This window comes from Providencia sp. PROV197, from assembly GCF_028479625.1.
Lineage (GTDB): Bacteria > Pseudomonadota > Gammaproteobacteria > Enterobacterales > Enterobacteriaceae > Providencia > Providencia vermicola.
The window spans coordinates 38,561-55,918 of sequence record NZ_JAMPNZ010000004.1; the positions used below are offsets into that span (position 1 = coordinate 38,561).

Here is a 17,358-nt window from a genome sequence, read left to right on the forward strand (position 1 = left end):
AATTTAATTGAAATGTAAACACGGAAACTAATAAAATTAAAATAATTATAAATGAATTAATTTAGATGAATTAATTTAGATGAAAACTATATGATTAAAATCAATCAATAATCTCCCAATGTTATTCATTAAAAAGTTGTTGCTGACTATCGATAACGTCACCTTGAACGACTTTTTTATTTATCGTTCTTAGATAGCGTTGGCGGCATAACCGAATGATATTGCGTTTTTCTGCATTCGAAAATTTTAACCAATTGAATCGTTCGTCACGAGTTCGATAGCAGCCTAGGCAATAACCTTGCTCATTCGTTTGGCAAATACTACGACAAGGGCTAGGAATGTCAAAAAACTCAAGTTGTTCAGCCATCGCTTCCCCTTCAACTGTAAAAACTATCGTAAAGGTATGATATACTCTTAAAAACTGAGTATTACCACTATTTGACCAAAAAATAAACTGCTATCGCTGTATTTAGCAATTTAACCACGTTATATTAATAGTTAATAGGTAAATCGATTCAGAAATGTTGAGTAAATTTTAAGAGGGTTATATGCGCTTACTTCATACCATGTTACGTGTTACTGATATGCAACGTTCAATTGATTTTTATACCGAAGTGTTAGGAATGCGTTTACTTAGAACAAGTGAAAATACTGAGTATAAATATTCTTTAGCTTTTGTTGGCTATAGTGATGAAAGTGAAGGCGCTGTTATTGAACTGACCTACAATTGGGGCGTTGATAGCTATGATATGGGGAATGCATATGGTCATATCGCTCTAGGCGTAGATGATGTTGCAAAAACTTGTGATGATATCCGCCATGCAGGGGGGAATGTGACTCGAGAAGCAGGCCCAGTTAAAGGTGGCTCAACAATCATTGCTTTCGTTGAAGACCCAGATGGCTATAAAATTGAATTGATCGAAAACAAAAGCGCAAGTAAAGGTTTAGGCCATTAATTGCATTTACTATTTCTAAGTTTAAGCGGTCAAATAGCCGTTTAAACTTTCTTCTGAGTTTCTCTGCCATTTTTTCCTGATTTAGGCATAATATATGCTAATCAGCAACTTTATAATCGAAAGTCCTAATGTCTGAAAAAAATAATCCAAATGCCCTAGTAAGCCGTTTTAGGGGATACTACCCTGTTGTTATTGATGTTGAAACGGGTGGGTTTAACGCGAAAACAGATGGTCTACTTGAAATCGCCGCTATCACACTAAAAATGGACAAAGATGGCTGGCTTTCAATGGATGAAACACTGCATTTCCATGTTGAGCCATTTGAAGGTGCCAATTTAGAACCATCCGCTCTTGCGTTTACTGGTATTGACCCAACAAACCCATTGCGTGGTGCGGTTAGTGAGTATGATGCACTACATGCCATTTTTAAAGTCATCCGTAAAGGAATGAAAAATACTGATTGTAACCGCGCGATAATTGTTGCACATAACGCAAATTTCGATCACAGTTTTGTCATGAATGCTGCCGAACGTGCGGGGCTAAAACGCAACCCATTCCATCCTTTTGCGACTTTTGATACCGCAGCATTAAGTGGCTTAGTATTTGGTCAAACAATCTTAGCGAAAGCTTGTGTCAGTGCAGGAATACCATTCGATGGTAAACAGGCCCATGGTGCACTGTATGATACGAATCGCACTGCACTTTTATTTTGCGAAATTGTGAATAAATTCAAGAAACTTGGTGGTTGGCCAATTATTGAAGACGAAAAATAAACAGACAATAAAAAAACCGCAGTAGATAAACAGCTTTTGTTTTATCTACTGCGGTTTTTTATTACTATTCAGTGATTACGCGTTAGCGTCATCTTCTGGGCGATATTTATCCGCAGTTTCTTTGATTAGCGATTGCAGCTCACCACGTTGGAACATTTCCATAATAATGTCACAACCTCCAACTAACTCGCCATCTACCCATAACTGAGGAAAAGTCGGCCAATTTGCATATTTTGGCAATTCGGCACGAATGTCTGGGTTTTGTAAAATATCAACATAAGCGAAGCGCTCACCGCATGAAGATAGGGCTTGAACTGCTTGAGCTGAAAAACCACAGCTCGGAAGTTTTGGAGAACCTTTCATGTATAATAAAATTGGGTTTTCTTTAATTTGGCGCTCAATTCTTTCAATTGTTGTCATTTTTACTTCCTTAACATTAAACATGATTAGTATATTCTTATTTATCAATTAGATAATTGATTTTTAGCCCTAAAATATACTACGTAATACGATATTTTGCTTTGAATATGTCAACGGCTATTGTATGAAAAAAGAGGGGGAATCCCCCTCCTTTGATTTGCTACTATTGTGACTTATTTATGATTCAAGTCAAACAAAACTATACCTTGTTTTATAGCGAAACATCATTTTCACTAAGAGTATATTGTCTATATTTAACGGTGATCTATCTGCCAATTTGATGTCTTTAACAATATGTTTAACTTCATATTTTGCTAATTGTTTTGCATTAATCTAAACAAATAACAATAAATCAACGTGAGGGTAGCAATAAAATACGGTATAACTATACTTAGCAACGTAAATCTACTTGATATGCCCCACATAGCTCTCTCATCATACTTGCACAACTCTGCAATAAGGATAGAATTATATTTTTCTAAAATATGAATCTTATGCATAGCAATCCCATTACAACCTTACTAATAGTCGTCCCATTTTTTGTATTTATGATATTTTTTATTATTAAAGATCGGGTGCAACCAGACATAGCCCCTCTTTTCTTCAAGGCTTTTATCTACTTGCTTACAACTATCATTTTCATCAATGTCATTTTTTTGATTAGAACTTTCATTGGCTGGAACTAATGTCAACCACTGGCAAATAAATACTAAAAATTCAAAGTATTATGCCAATCCTCTGCAATATTGCCCCCATTGATGACAGTCCTTTAGAACCCCCCTCGCTCGTTATTATTTCTACATGTTCTCTGTATGCAAGAACCGAACACATCACTTAATCCAATAACAATAAAATATTATTCAAACATTTTATTGTTAACATGCGATTAACGCGATTACATTTACCCTTTGTAGGGTTAATCGTGTTACTATTAATATATTAAGAATCATACAGGCCATTTGGCAAAACTGTAGATAAACAATGAAGTACGACACTTAGCTCACTTTACGAGCAAACACCCATATGTTTTGATACAAAAGCAATCAAGGAGTACGTTATGTCATTTGAACTTCCCGCTCTACCGTATGCAAAAGATGCTTTAGAACCTCATATCTCTGCTGAGACCTTAGAATACCACTACGGTAAGCACCACAATACCTACGTTGTTAACTTAAACAACCTAATCAAAGGCACTAATTTTGAAGGTAAATCGTTAGAAGAAATCATTAAGACTTCTGAAGCTGGGGTATTTAACAATGCGGCTCAGGTTTGGAACCATACCTTCTATTGGCACTGCTTAGCACCAAATGCAGGTGGCGAACCAACGGGGAAAGTTGCAGACGCTATCAATAAAACCTTTGGTTCTTTCGCCGAGTTTAAAGCACAATTTACGGATGCAGCAACCAAAAACTTTGGGGCTGGCTGGACTTGGTTAGTGAAAAAAGCCGATGGTAATTTAGCTATTGTTAACACATCTAACGCAGCAACACCAATCTCTGGTGATGATAAACCTGTGTTAACAGTAGATATTTGGGAACACGCTTATTATATTGATTACCGTAATGCACGCCCTAAATATTTAGAAAATTTCTGGGCACTAGTTAACTGGAAATTTGTAGAAGAAAATTTAGCTTAATTATTAAACAGTTATTCTAGATCGATTAAGGGCGAGTTAAAACTCGCCCTTATGCATTCACCCAATGAAGATGAAACACAAATTAGAAGATATGTGCAGCAATAAAAATAATCATTGCTAATGAACCCAGCGCAGCTAGTAATCCATATTTAACATCTGTATCCATGAGTTCCTCTCATCCTAACAAAATTGAATTAACAATAACCACTCAAACTATAAGGTTATTAAGTATACACATCCAAAAAAGCGAAACCAGTGTCTATATCACATGTTATAACATCAATTATTTCTTTCGTTTTTGCGCTAGATCAGACAAAATCGACAACAAATCGCTAAATTATTGCCAGCGAAGGATCTATGCATCAATATGCAGGTAATTTTTTAACTAGAATTCTTAGAGAGACCTATAGTTGGTCAGGAGTTTTATTCCCCCATGGCAACGATTAAAGATGTGGCGAAACGCGCTGGCGTCTCTACCACCACCGTATCCCATGTTATTAATAAAACGCGCTTTGTGGCTGATGACACCAAGGCTGCGGTTTGGGCTGCCATCAAAGCGCTCAATTATTCACCTAGTGCGGTTGCCCGTAGTTTAAAAGTGAATCACACGAAATCAATTGGTTTGTTAGCGACGTCGAGTGAGGCGCCTTATTTTGCTGAAGTTATCGAATCCGTTGAAAACAGCTGTTATGAAAAAGGCTACACACTGATCCTCTGTAACTCTCATAATAATTTGGGTAAACAAAAAGCCTACTTGCAAATGCTTGCACAAAAACGTGTCGATGGCCTGCTGGTAATGTGTTCTGAATATCCTGATACACTCATTGGCATGCTCGAAGATTATCGCAATATTCCGATGGTGGTAATGGATTGGGGCACATCGAGAGGGGATTTTACCGATAGCATCATCGATAATTCATTCCATGGAGGCTATCTCGCAGGACGTTATCTCATTGATAGAGGACATCGTGATATTGGTGTGATCCCAGGCTCCCTTGAGCGGAATACTGGGATTGGGCGTCTGACTGGCTTCCAAAAAGCAATGGAAGAAGCCAAAGTGACCTTAAAAGACGAATGGATTGTCCAAGGGGATTTTGAACCTGAGTCTGGCTATAAAGCGATGATGCAGATTTTGAGCCATAAACAGCGCCCTACCGCCGTTTTCTGTGGTGGTGATATCATGGCAATGGGGGCGATTTGTGCGGCAGATGAAATGGGCTTGCGCGTTCCACAGGATATCTCAATCATCGGTTACGACAATGTGCGCAATGCGCGCTATTTTACGCCTGCATTGACTACTATCCACCAACCTAAAGAGCGTTTAGGGCAAATGGCGTTCGCTATGTTATTAGACCGTATAGTGAATAAGCGCGAAGACGCTCAAACTATCGAAGTTCATCCTCGTCTTGTTGAGCGTCGTTCAGTTGCTGATGGACCATTTATTGACTATCGTCGATAATCAATATGATGTTGATAACCATTCTGCGTTGAGCGTTTCATTATCGCCAAGATAATCTAATAACCAGCTCAGTGCGGGAGAGGTGTTTTTTTCTACCCATGTTAAACAACATGGGCTGGGTGGAAATGGCTGTGCTAATGTCAATTCCACCAGTTTACCTTCTGCGCATAAAGGAGCTGCTCGATGTTCGGGCACCATCCCCACACAAAGGCCATTTGCCAAACAAGCTAAGCCATTTTCCCAATAGGGAACCACTAAACGCCGTTGGTTATCCAGCGCCCAAGTATCTCGTTTAGGTAAACTTCGAGAAGTATCTTCTAAGCACAAACTTGGATATGCACGCATTTCATCGTCTGTTAGGCTATGTTCTATTTTTGCTAATGGATGTTCAGGGCTTGCGACACACATCCACGACATAAACCCCATATCACGAAAGCTGTAACGTTCGCCAATCGGTGAAGCTCGGGTGGCACCAATCGCCACATCCACGCGGCCATCCGCTAAGGCATCCCAAACACCATTAAATACTTCTGGGTGTATATACAATTCAATGTCAGGGAAATGGCGATAAAAATCGAGAATAAGTTGCTCAGTCCGCTGTGGTTTAACGATGCAGTCAACTGCAATGCTGAACTGCCCACGCCAACCATTAGCCGCTTGTTGGCATTGATGACGTGTCTCTGTCATTTTTTTGATAACAGAACGGCTTTCTTTAATAAAAATCAGCCCTGCTTCGGTTAAAATGACGTCCCGGTGTCGACGTTCAAACAAGGGAACGGCTAACCATTCTTCAACTTGTTTAACGGTATAGCTGATTGCTGAAGGTACGCGGTGTAACTCATCTGCGGCACCACTGAAACTCCCCGTTCTTGCAACGGCATCAATTACTTCAAGTGCATGAGCTGACCACATAGTCTCTCCTTTCAAATATTTTGATAGCAAGATCCAAATATTACCGTTTCACAAGACAAAAAAATAGCCTATACAATGTCATCACCGTTAACATTTTTTTAAATATCAGATAAGTAAATCATTATGACGACGACTGTGAAAAAAAATTCCCCTGGATTTATGCTGTACCTTGCAGGATTAAGCATGTTGGGGTTTTTAGCCATTGATATGTACCTGCCTGCTTTTGGTGCAATGCAGACCTCTTTGCGCACAACAGAAGGGGCTATCAGTGCTTCTCTCAGTATCTTTTTAGCAGGCTTCGCGTTTGCTCAGCTACTTTGGGGCCCACTTTCAGATAAACTTGGCCGCAAGCCTGTGCTCATCGTTGGTCTTACTATCTTTATTGTGAGCAGTTTAGCGATTTTTTGGGCCACGACAGCAACACAATTATTAACCTTGCGTTTTTTACAAGCCGTTGGTGTGTGCTCCGCCGCCGTTTTATGGCAAGCCCTTGTTATCGACCGTTATGATGAAGCAAGCACACAAAAAGTTTTCGCATCTATCATGCCATTAGTCGCGCTCTCCCCTGCGCTTGCGCCGTTATTAGGTGCATGGGTGCTTGAACACCAAACTTGGGAAGCTATCTTTTTAATCTTAATGGCTGTCGGTGTTTTATTACTCTTACCGACATTTTTCCTCAAAAATATTTCTGTAAAAAAACACGAAGATGAAAACCAGCCTCAAACCAAAATCTCATTTGGTAAGTTACTGAGCTCTCCCATTTTTAGTGGCAACGTCTTAGTCTATGCCTCTTGCAGTGCAGGCTTTTTTGCTTGGTTAACTGGCTCCCCCTTTATCCTACGTAATATGGGCTTTAACCCAGCGGATATTGGATTGAGCTATATCCCCCAAACACTTGCTTTCATTGTTGGTGGCTATGGTTGTCGCCTTGTTTTGGCCAAGGTGCGTGCTGAAATCTTATTCCCACTACTCTTAATTGGTTATGCAGTTAGCATGTCTATATTATTTATCATGGCTATCTATACTAAACCATCATTAACCATGATTTTAATTCCATTTTGCTTTATGGCTGCCATGAACGGAGCATCGTATCCAATAGCTGTTTCAAAAGCATTAAATACCTTCCCTACAGCAAGTGGTAAAGCAGCGGCATTACAAAACGCTTTACAACTTGGCTTATGCTTCTTAGCTAGCTTGTTAGTTTCCGCTTTAACTTTTGACCCACTTCTTGCAACAACGGGTGTGATGGCCTTTACCATTATTCCAATGGCGATTGGTTATTTTATGCAGCGCTGCGCTGTCAAAGATGAAAAAACGTTAAAACCAGTTGATTGCCAAGCAAATTAATTCCTTTAGATTCGTTATACGCTGTGCCGCTACTATGCGGTACAGTTTTTCACTATCACTTCCCCATTAATCAAATATATTATTCTTAAGCTAACTGTAGGCATTGACTACGCTTTTGTCATATTCCGTAGCAGGTGATATTTGCTTAAAAATGCGGTTTAACGCATTATCCATTAGCGACCTTTACCTAATTAAAGCGTATTTCACTAAAAAAAAGCTATTTTATTTTTTTATCTTCTAAAACTCATGCTTTCAATGGTTATTTTTCTTGTCAAAAAACGCTATCATTACCATAACAAATAATGAGTGCTCAAGTATGATGTTGAAACAGTATTATCCACCAGATGAATTGAAAGGCTTTGTTAGTTCTATTTTGATTATCAAAGAGTTCACCAGTGCGATTAAAATTTTTCCAGGGACAGGGGCTGAAATTTGGGTTTCATCGGATCCAATTTGTATGTCTGCTGACGGCCACTCTACGACTAACTCATTTCAACTCATCATACCGAGAATCAATACGTTTACAGCAAACCCTAATCATGCAAAAACCATGGTATTGCGTATTCGCCACGACGCATTACGCTTTTTGTTACCCCAACGGACATTCAATTATACGGATAGGCCCATTGCCCTTGCTGATATTTGGCAAGATAACTGGTTTGAAGCGCTTGCCTGTTCATCTTTTAAAGAGCTATTAGATTGCTTTACTCAAACTAAAGCGACCAAAAAACCGCATTTCACGGATGAAATCATCGAATTGCTCTACCGTAATCCAACAAAAAAAATCACCGATATTGCCGATGAGACAGGTTTTCATCTGCGTGTCATTCAAAAAGAGTTTTTAAAAGAGTACGGTATTACACCCAAACGCTACCAGATCAATTGCCGCTTAGAACACGTTTTAAAAAACATGGTAATAGATCATGATACTTATCGCTGGTTTGAAACAGGCTATTATGATCAATCTCATTTTTATCGAGATTTCAAAAGATACTTTACTATGACCCCGTCCGCCTTTTTAAAATCAGATTATTCGCTTTTTTACAATACAAAAACCAAGTACCCATTAAGATAGTTCTTAATACATAAGGAGAACGGAATGAGTATTGTTGTGTATGCCCAAATTACAACTGAAAGAACGGATGGGTATTTAACGAGAGAAATCATTCGTGACTTAGCAAAGCTGAGCCGCCGCGAGAAAGGATGCATTCAATATGATCTTATGGCTAAAGAAAACGGCTATATTGTTTTCGAAGAGTGGGAAAGCACTCAGGCACTCGAAATGCACAAAAACAGTCCGCACTTTAGGCGCTTAGTTGAAGCGATTGAACGTGATAATGCCAGCTTTTCTGTTAATTTTAGTGAAAAGTAACCGATTAAAAAACAAGGTTTTAATCAAATTAGCTATTTTGGTAGTCTGTGGTGTTATTGACTTGATGTTTTTAACAACTTTACACTTGATTAAACACCTTTATCCTAACAACTCTAAAATTTTCATGTTATTAAGGCTATAGTATGACTATATCTACTATAGCCTCATATTCTTCCGCTGTTGATGAATTATTCTGATTTAGCCTTTTCGACAGCGTCATTTCCTTGTTGCAATAACTTTTCTTGTTCTTTTTGGTTGAGCACTCGCTCAACAGTATCCACTATTGCTTGAGTTTGTGGGTCTATCTCAATATTAATCTTATCCCCTAAACGCTTTTGCCCTAATGTTGTTCTTTCTAACGTTTCAGGGATTAAATGTACACAAAAACGGTTATTGATAACATCACCAACCGTGAGGCTAATTCCATCAATGGCAACAAAACCTTTGTGTAAAATATATTTCATCAATGCTTTATCATGAATAGATAGCCATATTTGATGGTTATCTTCTGAAGTGAAAATTTTACTGATTTCTGCGGTTGTCATAATGTGTCCAGATACCACATGACCACCAATTTCATCACCGTATTTCGCTGCACGTTCAATATTGACAACATCCCCCTCTTGTAGCGCACCCAAATTTGTCAGACGGAGCGTTTCTTTAATTAAATCAAAGCTAACCCTTTCACCATCAATTTTAGTGACCGTCAAACAGCAACCATTGTGGGCTACTGAGGCTCCCGTTTCTAAACCAACCAGTAATTCAGGGGTGAATTTCATGACATGAGTGCGAAAATTCGCTCTTTCCGTAATTTCAATAATTGGAGCGGTCGCTTGAACAATACCTGTAAACATAATGACTCTCTGTGTCGTGAATTAATTTGTCCAGTTTACCTAAGAATTTTTTGAGATCTATCTTATTTGAGTGATGAGATACAGACTGAATAACTACCTGTAATCAAATACACTAAGAGACAAAAGTGCTCTTTCATCAATAAGCAGTATATCTTTATTGGAATACATTGGTAAAAGGGATAGAATAAAGGGTTTTTAATAACATTTTGATTTATTGCTAAATCATTTATTTTTCTCGTTTTTCTTCTTCATTATTTTTATTATAAAGGTGTATGCGTGCAGAAATATTTTACAGAAGCGCGTAGCTTGTTGGCTCTCGGGATCCCTATCGTTTTAGCTCAGTTTTCACAAACCGCCATGGGGTTTGTCGATACGGTTATGGCAGGTAGTGTCAGTGAAATCGAGATGTCCGCAGTTGCAGTTGGGTTTTCCATCTGGCTGCCAGCTATTCTTTTTGGTCAAGGTTTACTAATGGCATTGACCCCGATCGTTGCTCAAATGAACGGGTCTGGCCGCCGTAACTTAATTGGCGATCAAATTCAACAAGGTCTGTGGTTAGCGCTATTTTTAGCCTTGGGTATTATGTGTTTGCTTTATAATAGCCAACTAATTATTAGCAACATGCCACACATTGATCCAGAACTTGCCGACAAATCCGTTCGTTTCTTACATGCCATCATGTGGGGTGCGCCTGGGTATTTATTCTACCAAGTCTACCGTAGTCAATGCGAAGGCCTGTCGAAAACTAAGCCGGGGATGGTGATTGGTTTTCTAGGCTTAATGGTCAATATCCCAATTAACTATATCTTTATCTATGGCCACTTTGGTGCACCTGCTCTCGGTGGGGTTGGTTGTGGTGTCGCGACTGCATCTGTGTATTGGGCAATGTGCATGATGATGAGATGGTACGTGAAACGCGCTTCAGCTCAGCGCGATATTCGTCCGACTGTACCTTTTACATCGCCAAATCCATTAATTTTAAAACGAATTATTGTGTTAGGTACGCCAATTGGCTTAGCGTTGTTCTTTGAAGTTACATTATTTGCCGTTGTTGCACTGCTAGTTGCACCATTAGGGGTTGTTGCCGTTGCAGGCCACCAAGTTGCACTGAACTTTAGTTCAGTCATGTTCATGTTCCCATTATCCCTGGGGATCGCCGCGACAATTCGCGTCGGTTATAACTTAGGCCAACAATCTACTGAGGCGGCGAAAGTCTCTTCTTATACTGGCCTTGCTGTTGGTTTAATGATTGCAACAATTACCGCAATTTTTACCGCTGTTTTCCGCGAACCGATTGCAATGATGTATAACAAAAATCCAGAAGTGGTTGTTTTAGCAACTAGTTTGATGCTTTATGCCGCTATCTATCAGTTATCCGATTCTGTGCAAGTTATTGGCGCAGGGATTTTACGTGGCTATAAAGATACGCGTTCAATCTTCTTTATTACGTTCACTGCATATTGGTTATTAGGTTTACCAGCTGGCTATATTTTAGCACTGACCGACTATGTTGGACCTGCAATGGGCCCCAAAGGTTTCTGGATAGGCTTTATTATTGGACTCAGCGCCGCAGCGGTGGGTATGGCAACACGAATTATGTGGATCCATAAGCAACCTGAGCAAGCTGTTCTGTTACGTTCAACACGCTAATTGCCAGTTTTTTAAGCAATTAATTGTGTGGGAAGATGTATTTCGCACCAGATAGTTTTAAATACGAGCAAACTGTCGCAAAATTACATTTTCCCCTTGCCAGATTCACAGCATAACGTTAATATTCGTCCCCGTTGTCACCTAGAAGTTTTAAGCGCGTCCGTAGCTCAGTTGGTTAGAGCACCACCTTGACATGGTGGGGGTCGGTAGTTCGAGTCTACTCGGACGCACCATTCTAGTTAGCACAACACGTTAATTTCAGTGCGTCCGTAGCTCAGTTGGTTAGAGCACCACCTTGACATGGTGGGGGTCGGTAGTTCGAGTCTACTCGGACGCACCATTTCAAGTTAACACAATAGGTTAATTTTTCAGTGCGTCCGTAGCTCAGTTGGTTAGAGCACCACCTTGACATGGTGGGGGTCGGTAGTTCGAGTCTACTCGGACGCACCATTTCCTAACTACTTCATTTATATTCCAATATTTTCCTTGATTGTCACTTAAAATTGCCTTATTTTGTTGCGCAACAAAATAACCCACACAAAATCAACCGAATAATTGATCTTAGCTATCTCTTCATTCAATTTAGTAAAATTTGATTTGTCTCACAGTTTTTTGTTGTCTATAATACTCTCGCTGGCTGAAAGGTTTCACCAGCAATAAATCAGTATGTTAGCTTTAATGAAACTTGTCGACTACACTATTATTAGAATCAAATTGTGACAAGTTTCATTATAGTATTGAATTTAATACCAGACTGTCGCCTATTCTTATAAATGAGTTGCGCAACAAGTTTTATCATGCGCACTAAGCGTCGGCGGCAATACCGATTTCCTTTATAACCTTAGATAGACTGCCATGAAAAAAACCAAAATTGTTTGTACTATCGGCCCAAAAACCGAATCTGAAGAAAAACTGACCCAACTCTTAGATGCAGGCATGAATGTCATGCGTCTGAACTTCTCCCACGGTGACTATGAAGAACACGGTCAACGTATCAAAAATCTTCGCTCTGTTTGTGCAAAAACTGGTAAGCAAGCAGCTATCCTGCTAGACACTAAAGGCCCTGAAATCCGCACCATGAAACTAGAAGGCGGCAACGATGTTTCCCTCGTTGCAGGTCAAACCTTTACCTTTACCACAGACACATCTGTAGTCGGTAATAAAGATAAAGTAGCCGTCACCTATGCTGGCTTAACAGCTGATCTAAAAGTAGGTAACACTGTTTTAGTCGATGATGGCCTTATTGGCATGAAAGTCACCAATGTCACCGCAACTGAAGTGGTTTGTGAAGTATTAAACAATGGTGATCTTGGTGAGAAAAAAGGTGTCAACTTACCAGGCGTTTCAATTGGTCTACCTGCATTAGCAGAAAAAGATAAAGAAGACCTTGTGTTCGGTTGTGAACAAGGTGTTGATTTCGTTGCTGCATCATTTATCCGTAAACGCTCTGATGTTGAAGAAATTCGTGCGCACCTGAAAAAACACGGCGGCGAAAATATCCAAATTATTTCTAAAATTGAGAACCAAGAAGGTTTAAACAATTTTGATGAGATTTTAGAAGCCTCTGACGGCATCATGGTTGCTCGTGGTGACTTAGGCGTTGAGATCCCAGTTGAAGAAGTTATCTTCGCGCAAAAAATGATGATTGAAAAATGTGTTAAGGCTCGCAAGGTCGTTATCACAGCAACACAAATGTTAGATTCAATGATCAAAAACCCACGCCCTACTCGTGCTGAGGCTGGTGACGTAGCGAACGCCATTTTAGACGGTACTGATGCGGTTATGTTGTCAGGTGAAAGTGCGAAAGGTAAATACCCAGTAGAAGCTGTGACCATTATGGCAACTATCTGTGAACGTACTGACCGCGTGATGCCAACCCGTATTGATAACCAAAAACCAAGCCAGCGCTTACGTGTTACTGAAGCGGTATGCCGTGGTGCGGTTGAAATGTCTGAAAAGCTAGACGTTCCACTGATTGTTGTCGCGACCTACGGTGGTAAATCAGCGAAGTCTGTTCGTAAATACTTCCCGACTGCGCCAATTCTTGCCTTAACCACTAATGAAGAAACTGCACGCCAGTTACTGTTAGTTAAAGGTGTGATCCCAATGATTGTCGGCGGTTTCACTTCTACGGATGATTTCTACCGTGAAGGTAAACGTGCTGCATTAGAAAGCGGTTTAGCGGTTGAAGGGGATGCCGTTGTGATGGTGTCAGGTGCACTTGTTCAAAGCGGAACAACCAATACCTCTTCTGTTCACGTTCTATAATTAATATTTTATAGAATACGAAAAGGCCGATAGTTGTTAATTCAGTTATCGGCCTTTTTTATTTTAAGTTAACATTTAGTGCTACCTTGACTTAACTATTTACCCGTTTAGGTTTCTTTAGCAAATATCCTATCTCTATTTAAGCGTAATATCACAAAATGTTCTTTGATTGTTCAAATAACAACCTTCATTAATCTTAATTTAAATTTTTCTTCTTTTTCCTACGACTAAATGTAAAGTATTTCTAGCAAATCTTTAAATTAAGTACTAGCATAAGACTTAGTAAGTGCCATACCCTAATTTTCATTAGGTTGTTTTAAAGGGATATAGCAAGCTTAAAGATAATCGTCTTGGCTCTATTATTTGGTGACTTGCTCTTTATATTTTCAAGATAATCAATCTAGAGGGTAAAATAATGATTCGTACTAAAATTCTACTGGGCTCTATCGTATTAGCTTCAGCATTACTAGCGGGTTGTTCTAACAGCACTGAAGTGCAAAAACTCTCTTCAGACGTACAAACTCTGAATGGTAAAGTTGATCAGCTGAGCAACGACGTTCAGTCACTGCGCTCTGATGTTCAGACAGCTCAAGAAGAAGCAGCACGTGCTAACCAGCGTCTGGACAACCAAGTTCGTACTTACAAAAAATAAGTTCGAATTGGTCGTTATCTAGTTAAAACGACGCTTTTTAGAAGCTGATAGTATTTATGAGGGCCTATGAAAATAGGCCCTTATTTTTTGTGCTGATTATTGCGCAGCTAAAGAGGAGCGGTATTTTGTGGGTAATAATGCGCCAATTTTACCATCGTAAATCGGGCCAGGCTGTGAAATGGTGAATGGCTCAATAGGGGTTAGCCCTTCATATTGGTTTTCATGCACTGGTTCATTAGTGCCCTGATCATTATTTATACGTACAGGCATTCCAGAACGCCTAGCAAGCTCTTTTTGTACTAAAGCCTTATCAATCCCTTCATTTTCAAGAAAACGCTTGAAATCATCAGAGAGCTTGATTGGCATGGTTTGTGGATCATCGTGACTCGAACGGGATAACGGTTGATGCACCTCAATGTAATAGCTTCCATCTGCTTCTTTAGAATATTTCACCGCTTGGTCAATAACTTGGACACGAGTTCCTCTCGGAACTGTTTTAAACAGTGCTTCAATATCATTGGGGCGTAACCGGATACAACCAGAACTTACTCGCATTCCAATACCGAAGTCAGCGTTAGTACCATGGATTAGATATTCGCCACGACCATAGGCTAAACGTAAGGCATACAATCCCATTGGGTTTTCAGGGCCTGCTGGCACTACAGCGGGTAATGTAATCCCTTCTTTTGCATAATTCTTACGAATATTTGCTGTCGGTGTCCATGTTGGGTCTTTAATCGATTGACTGACTGACGTGACCATTTCTGGGGTATCACGACCTAATTGACCAATACCAATTGGATAAACAACGACATTGTCGCTGTTTGCAGGGTAGTAATATAAACGCAGCTCTGCCAAGTTAATCACGATACCTGTTCTTGGCGTTGACGGTAATAACATTTGCGCAGGGATAATCAGCTCTTTACCTGCTTCAGGCAGATAAGGGTCAGTACCTGGGTTTGCCTCAAGCATTCCCAACAAGCCAATTTCATGCTCACTGGCAATCGCCTCAAGGGGACGGCCATCATTCGGCACCACATACGTGTAATTTTCCCCGATGAGTCGGGTGTTACTGTCAGGTAATGGGTACTCTTTTGCCTGAGCTGGCGCTAACAACGCGCTCATGACAAATAAACTTGCCACCGTTAAAACTCTTTTCATACCTACTCCAAGGAAAATAGTGTGCTTACAATAATGCAATGATTATTGCTCATAATAGCAACTATTCTTAATATCTTTAATACTTAATGAATATTTTAGTTAACTAATATTATTGAACAAATCTTTATTGGATGATAGAGCGTTGACAAAGCACTAAGTTAGGGGGGAAATAGACGAGGGAGCTGGGTTACTCCCTCGGTAAAATTAAACTAATTCATTTGCACGGGCTAAGATGGTGCGGATCATCGCATTCAACCCTTGTGTTCGCGAAGGGGTTAAATGTTGTTCTAACGCTAATTGCTCAAAAAAAGATTTTACATCTAACGCTAAAATTTGCTGTGGTGTTTTACCTTGAAAAAGAATAATGACAATCGCCACCAGCCCTTTAACGATTGCAGCGTCGCTATCCCCTGCAAAGGCAATTGTGCCATCAGATTGTAACTGCATATCAATCCACACTTGGCTTTGGCAACCCGCGATAAGATTGCTCTCGCTTTTTTGTGTTTCATTAAGTTCAGGCAAGCGACCACCCAGCTCAATCATATACAAATAACGTTCTTCCCAATCCTGGCAACGCGCAAAATTACGTAATAATTTATTTTCATCGGGTAATGCAGGCATACTCACTTCCTTTACCATTCACTTATTTCTTTGTGCTTAGCCTAACAATTTTTTAATACGCTGTAACGCATTGAATAACGCATCAATATCTTCTTTAGTGGTATAAATTCCCACCGAAGCACGGCACATAGCAGGAACGTGGTAATGTTCCATCAATGGTAAAGCGCAGTGGTGCCCTGTTCGAATAGCAATACCATACCTATCCAAAAAAGACCCCACATCGTAGGCATGGTGTTCACCAAGGTTAAAAGCCAAAACGCCTTCACGTTGGTCGTTACCGTATAACCTGATGGACGGGATGTCTTTGAGCTTTTGCGATGCATACGCCATAATTTGCGCTTCATAAGCAAAAACATCGCGTAAATTTAATGCAGTTAAATAGTCAAACGCGGCACCTAACCCAATAATTGCACTCACATTTGGCGTGCCCGCCTCAAAACGCCAAGGCGCATCCGCAAAGGTAATCCCCTTAGTTAGGCTAACTTGGCGGATCATCGCCCCGCCGCCTTCCCATGGTGGCATCACATCTAAGATAGCCTTTTTCCCGAACAAAATACCAATACCCGTTGGCCCGTATAATTTGTGCCCCGAGAACACATAAAAATCACAGTCCAGATCCTGTACATCAACCTGTTGATGCATCGCACCTTGGGCACCATCCACTAAAATTGCCAGTTCACTGCTTTTTTGCGAGGCAATATCACGCGCTTGCTGGATAATTTCTTTAACTGGGTTTACAGTGCCTAGCACATTCGAAATATGTGTGAAGCTCAGTAACCGTGTTCGTGCATCGATAAATTCATTGAGTTTATCTAGCTGCAAGGTTCCATCATCTGAAATAGGGATCACTCGCACTTCAAAACCAATTTCTTCGGCTAATAGAAACCAAGGAACGATATTGGCATGGTGCTCCATTTCGGTGATGACGATATTGTCGCCTTCAAAGAGATGTTTGCGCCCGTAGCTATTGGCAACGAGGTTAATCCCTTCTGTGGTACCTTTAACAAAAACAATTTCTTCGTTTGAACCTGCATTGATGAAATCTGCGGCCTTTTGGCGCACCTCTTCCATCATGGTTGTCGCATTGGCACTGAGCGTGTGAATGCCGCGGTGAACCGCGGCATACTGATGTAACGTAAATTCACTCTCGCGCTCAATAACTTGCAACGGTTTTTGTGCACTCGCTGCACTGTCTAAATAGACGAGTGGATGGTTATTCACTGATTGTGATAAGGCAGGAAAATCCTGCCTGACTAACGCAACATCAAATGACATGG

At 40.2% G+C, this 17,358-nt stretch carries 17 protein-coding genes and 3 tRNA genes; 13 read left to right on the plus strand and 7 right to left on the minus strand.

What is annotated here, in order from left to right; genetic code table 11:
• Nucleotides 1-121 precede the first annotated feature (121 nt).
• Complete coding sequence (locus PR808_RS02025) at nucleotides 122-367, minus strand: DUF1289 domain-containing protein (RefSeq protein ID WP_206084049.1); 246 nt, start codon at nucleotides 365-367, stop codon at nucleotides 122-124.
• 181 nt (nucleotides 368-548) lie between these two features.
• Here PR808_RS02025 and gloA point away from each other — a divergent pair, with 181 nt between their 5' ends.
• Together gloA and rnt are read left to right on the plus strand one after the other, a co-directional pair.
• Nucleotides 549-956, plus strand: a complete 408-nt coding sequence (gene gloA, locus PR808_RS02030; RefSeq protein ID WP_272538598.1) for a lactoylglutathione lyase — start codon at nucleotides 549-551, stop codon at nucleotides 954-956.
• 128 nt (nucleotides 957-1,084) lie between these two features.
• Nucleotides 1,085-1,729, plus strand: a complete 645-nt coding sequence (rnt, locus tag PR808_RS02035) for a ribonuclease T (protein WP_272538599.1) — start codon at nucleotides 1,085-1,087, stop codon at nucleotides 1,727-1,729.
• Nucleotides 1,730-1,804: 75 nt separating this feature from the next.
• Here the strand turns inward: rnt and PR808_RS02040 are convergent, their stop codons facing one another.
• Nucleotides 1,805-2,149: a Grx4 family monothiol glutaredoxin gene (locus tag PR808_RS02040; RefSeq protein WP_206084046.1), complete on the minus strand. Its 345-nt coding sequence runs from the start codon at nucleotides 2,147-2,149 to the stop codon at nucleotides 1,805-1,807.
• Between the two features lie 1,057 nt (nucleotides 2,150-3,206).
• Here PR808_RS02040 and sodB point away from each other — a divergent pair.
• Nucleotides 3,207-3,785, plus strand: a complete 579-nt coding sequence (sodB, locus tag PR808_RS02045) for a superoxide dismutase [Fe] (protein ID WP_206084045.1) — start codon at nucleotides 3,207-3,209, stop codon at nucleotides 3,783-3,785.
• A gap of 433 nt (nucleotides 3,786-4,218) precedes the next feature.
• The gene (purR, locus tag PR808_RS02050; protein WP_206084044.1) at nucleotides 4,219-5,244 is read left to right on the plus strand and encodes an HTH-type transcriptional repressor PurR; all 1,026 of its coding nucleotides are present in this window, start codon (nucleotides 4,219-4,221) and stop codon (nucleotides 5,242-5,244) included.
• Here the strand turns inward: purR and punR are convergent, their stop codons facing one another.
• Entirely contained in the window at nucleotides 5,245-6,156 is a 912-nt protein-coding gene (gene punR / locus PR808_RS02055) for a DNA-binding transcriptional activator PunR (RefSeq protein ID WP_272538600.1), read from the minus strand. It lies immediately after the preceding gene.
• 123 nt (nucleotides 6,157-6,279) lie between these two features.
• On the opposite strand from punR, the gene punC reads away from it, so the two are divergent.
• From punC to PR808_RS02070, 3 genes are all read left to right on the plus strand, one after another.
• The gene (punC, locus tag PR808_RS02060; protein ID WP_272538601.1) at nucleotides 6,280-7,503 is read left to right on the plus strand and encodes a purine nucleoside transporter PunC; all 1,224 of its coding nucleotides are present in this window, start codon (nucleotides 6,280-6,282) and stop codon (nucleotides 7,501-7,503) included.
• Nucleotides 7,504-7,819: 316 nt separating this feature from the next.
• A complete protein-coding gene (locus tag PR808_RS02065; RefSeq protein WP_241016832.1) occupies nucleotides 7,820-8,578 on the plus strand; it encodes a helix-turn-helix transcriptional regulator in 759 nt (252 codons plus the stop codon).
• Nucleotides 8,579-8,602: 24 nt separating this feature from the next.
• Nucleotides 8,603-8,875: a putative quinol monooxygenase gene (locus tag PR808_RS02070; RefSeq protein ID WP_206084041.1), complete on the plus strand. Its 273-nt coding sequence runs from the start codon at nucleotides 8,603-8,605 to the stop codon at nucleotides 8,873-8,875.
• 188 nt (nucleotides 8,876-9,063) lie between these two features.
• Here PR808_RS02070 and PR808_RS02075 read toward each other — a convergent pair whose 3' ends face one another.
• A complete protein-coding gene (locus PR808_RS02075) occupies nucleotides 9,064-9,729 on the minus strand; it encodes a riboflavin synthase subunit alpha (protein ID WP_206084040.1) in 666 nt (221 codons plus the stop codon).
• Between the two features lie 276 nt (nucleotides 9,730-10,005).
• Between PR808_RS02075 and PR808_RS02080 the strand changes: the two genes are divergently transcribed.
• The 6 genes from PR808_RS02080 to PR808_RS02105 all read left to right on the plus strand — a co-directional run bounded on the left by PR808_RS02080 (nucleotide 10,006) and on the right by PR808_RS02105 (nucleotide 14,299).
• A complete protein-coding gene (locus PR808_RS02080; RefSeq protein ID WP_206084039.1) occupies nucleotides 10,006-11,379 on the plus strand; it encodes an MATE family efflux transporter in 1,374 nt (457 codons plus the stop codon).
• A 156-nt stretch (nucleotides 11,380-11,535) separates the two neighbouring features.
• Nucleotides 11,536-11,612 (plus strand) — tRNA-Val (locus PR808_RS02085).
• Between the two features lie 30 nt (nucleotides 11,613-11,642).
• Nucleotides 11,643-11,719: transfer RNA gene (locus tag PR808_RS02090), tRNA-Val, on the plus strand.
• 33 nt (nucleotides 11,720-11,752) lie between these two features.
• Nucleotides 11,753-11,829: transfer RNA gene (locus PR808_RS02095), tRNA-Val, on the plus strand.
• A 405-nt stretch (nucleotides 11,830-12,234) separates the two neighbouring features.
• Nucleotides 12,235-13,647, plus strand: a complete 1,413-nt coding sequence (pykF, locus tag PR808_RS02100) for a pyruvate kinase PykF (protein WP_206084038.1) — start codon at nucleotides 12,235-12,237, stop codon at nucleotides 13,645-13,647.
• 415 nt (nucleotides 13,648-14,062) lie between these two features.
• Nucleotides 14,063-14,299 carry a major outer membrane lipoprotein gene (locus PR808_RS02105; protein WP_047756290.1) on the plus strand — a complete coding sequence of 79 codons (237 nt, stop codon included), beginning with the start codon at nucleotides 14,063-14,065 and terminating at the stop codon, nucleotides 14,297-14,299.
• A gap of 96 nt (nucleotides 14,300-14,395) precedes the next feature.
• On the opposite strand, the gene PR808_RS02110 is transcribed toward PR808_RS02105, so the two are convergent.
• The 3 genes from PR808_RS02110 to sufS all read right to left on the minus strand — a co-directional run bounded on the left by PR808_RS02110 (nucleotide 14,396) and on the right by sufS (nucleotide 17,356).
• Nucleotides 14,396-15,460: a L,D-transpeptidase family protein gene (locus tag PR808_RS02110; protein ID WP_206084037.1), complete on the minus strand. Its 1,065-nt coding sequence runs from the start codon at nucleotides 15,458-15,460 to the stop codon at nucleotides 14,396-14,398.
• A gap of 204 nt (nucleotides 15,461-15,664) precedes the next feature.
• Nucleotides 15,665-16,081: a cysteine desulfuration protein SufE gene (gene sufE, locus PR808_RS02115; protein WP_272538654.1), complete on the minus strand. Its 417-nt coding sequence runs from the start codon at nucleotides 16,079-16,081 to the stop codon at nucleotides 15,665-15,667.
• Nucleotides 16,082-16,117: 36 nt separating this feature from the next.
• Entirely contained in the window at nucleotides 16,118-17,356 is a 1,239-nt protein-coding gene (gene sufS / locus PR808_RS02120) for a cysteine desulfurase SufS (RefSeq protein ID WP_206084036.1), read from the minus strand.
• Nucleotides 17,357-17,358 lie beyond the last annotated feature (2 nt).

Bases quoted from the DNA above. Each gene is read 5' to 3' on its own strand.
- PR808_RS02025 (WP_206084049.1), bottom strand. From the start codon at position 367: ATGGCTGAACAACTTGAGTTTTTTGACATTCCTAGCCCTTGTCGTAGT.
- gloA (WP_272538598.1), top strand. From the start codon at position 549: ATGCGCTTACTTCATACCATGTTACGTGTTACTGATATGCAACGTTCA.
- rnt (WP_272538599.1), top strand. From the start codon at position 1,085: ATGTCTGAAAAAAATAATCCAAATGCCCTAGTAAGCCGTTTTAGGGGA.
- PR808_RS02040 (WP_206084046.1), bottom strand. From the start codon at position 2,149: ATGACAACAATTGAAAGAATTGAGCGCCAAATTAAAGAAAACCCAATT.
- sodB (WP_206084045.1), top strand. From the start codon at position 3,207: ATGTCATTTGAACTTCCCGCTCTACCGTATGCAAAAGATGCTTTAGAA.
- purR (WP_206084044.1), top strand. From the start codon at position 4,219: ATGGCAACGATTAAAGATGTGGCGAAACGCGCTGGCGTCTCTACCACC.
- punR (WP_272538600.1), bottom strand. From the start codon at position 6,156: ATGTGGTCAGCTCATGCACTTGAAGTAATTGATGCCGTTGCAAGAACG.
- punC (WP_272538601.1), top strand. From the start codon at position 6,280: ATGACGACGACTGTGAAAAAAAATTCCCCTGGATTTATGCTGTACCTT.
- PR808_RS02065 (WP_241016832.1), top strand. From the start codon at position 7,820: ATGATGTTGAAACAGTATTATCCACCAGATGAATTGAAAGGCTTTGTT.
- PR808_RS02070 (WP_206084041.1), top strand. From the start codon at position 8,603: ATGAGTATTGTTGTGTATGCCCAAATTACAACTGAAAGAACGGATGGG.
- PR808_RS02075 (WP_206084040.1), bottom strand. From the start codon at position 9,729: ATGTTTACAGGTATTGTTCAAGCGACCGCTCCAATTATTGAAATTACG.
- pykF (WP_206084038.1), top strand. From the start codon at position 12,235: ATGAAAAAAACCAAAATTGTTTGTACTATCGGCCCAAAAACCGAATCT.
- PR808_RS02105 (WP_047756290.1), top strand. From the start codon at position 14,063: ATGATTCGTACTAAAATTCTACTGGGCTCTATCGTATTAGCTTCAGCA.
- PR808_RS02110 (WP_206084037.1), bottom strand. From the start codon at position 15,460: ATGAAAAGAGTTTTAACGGTGGCAAGTTTATTTGTCATGAGCGCGTTG.
- sufE (WP_272538654.1), bottom strand. From the start codon at position 16,081: ATGCCTGCATTACCCGATGAAAATAAATTATTACGTAATTTTGCGCGT.
- sufS (WP_206084036.1), bottom strand. From the start codon at position 17,356: ATGTCATTTGATGTTGCGTTAGTCAGGCAGGATTTTCCTGCCTTATCA.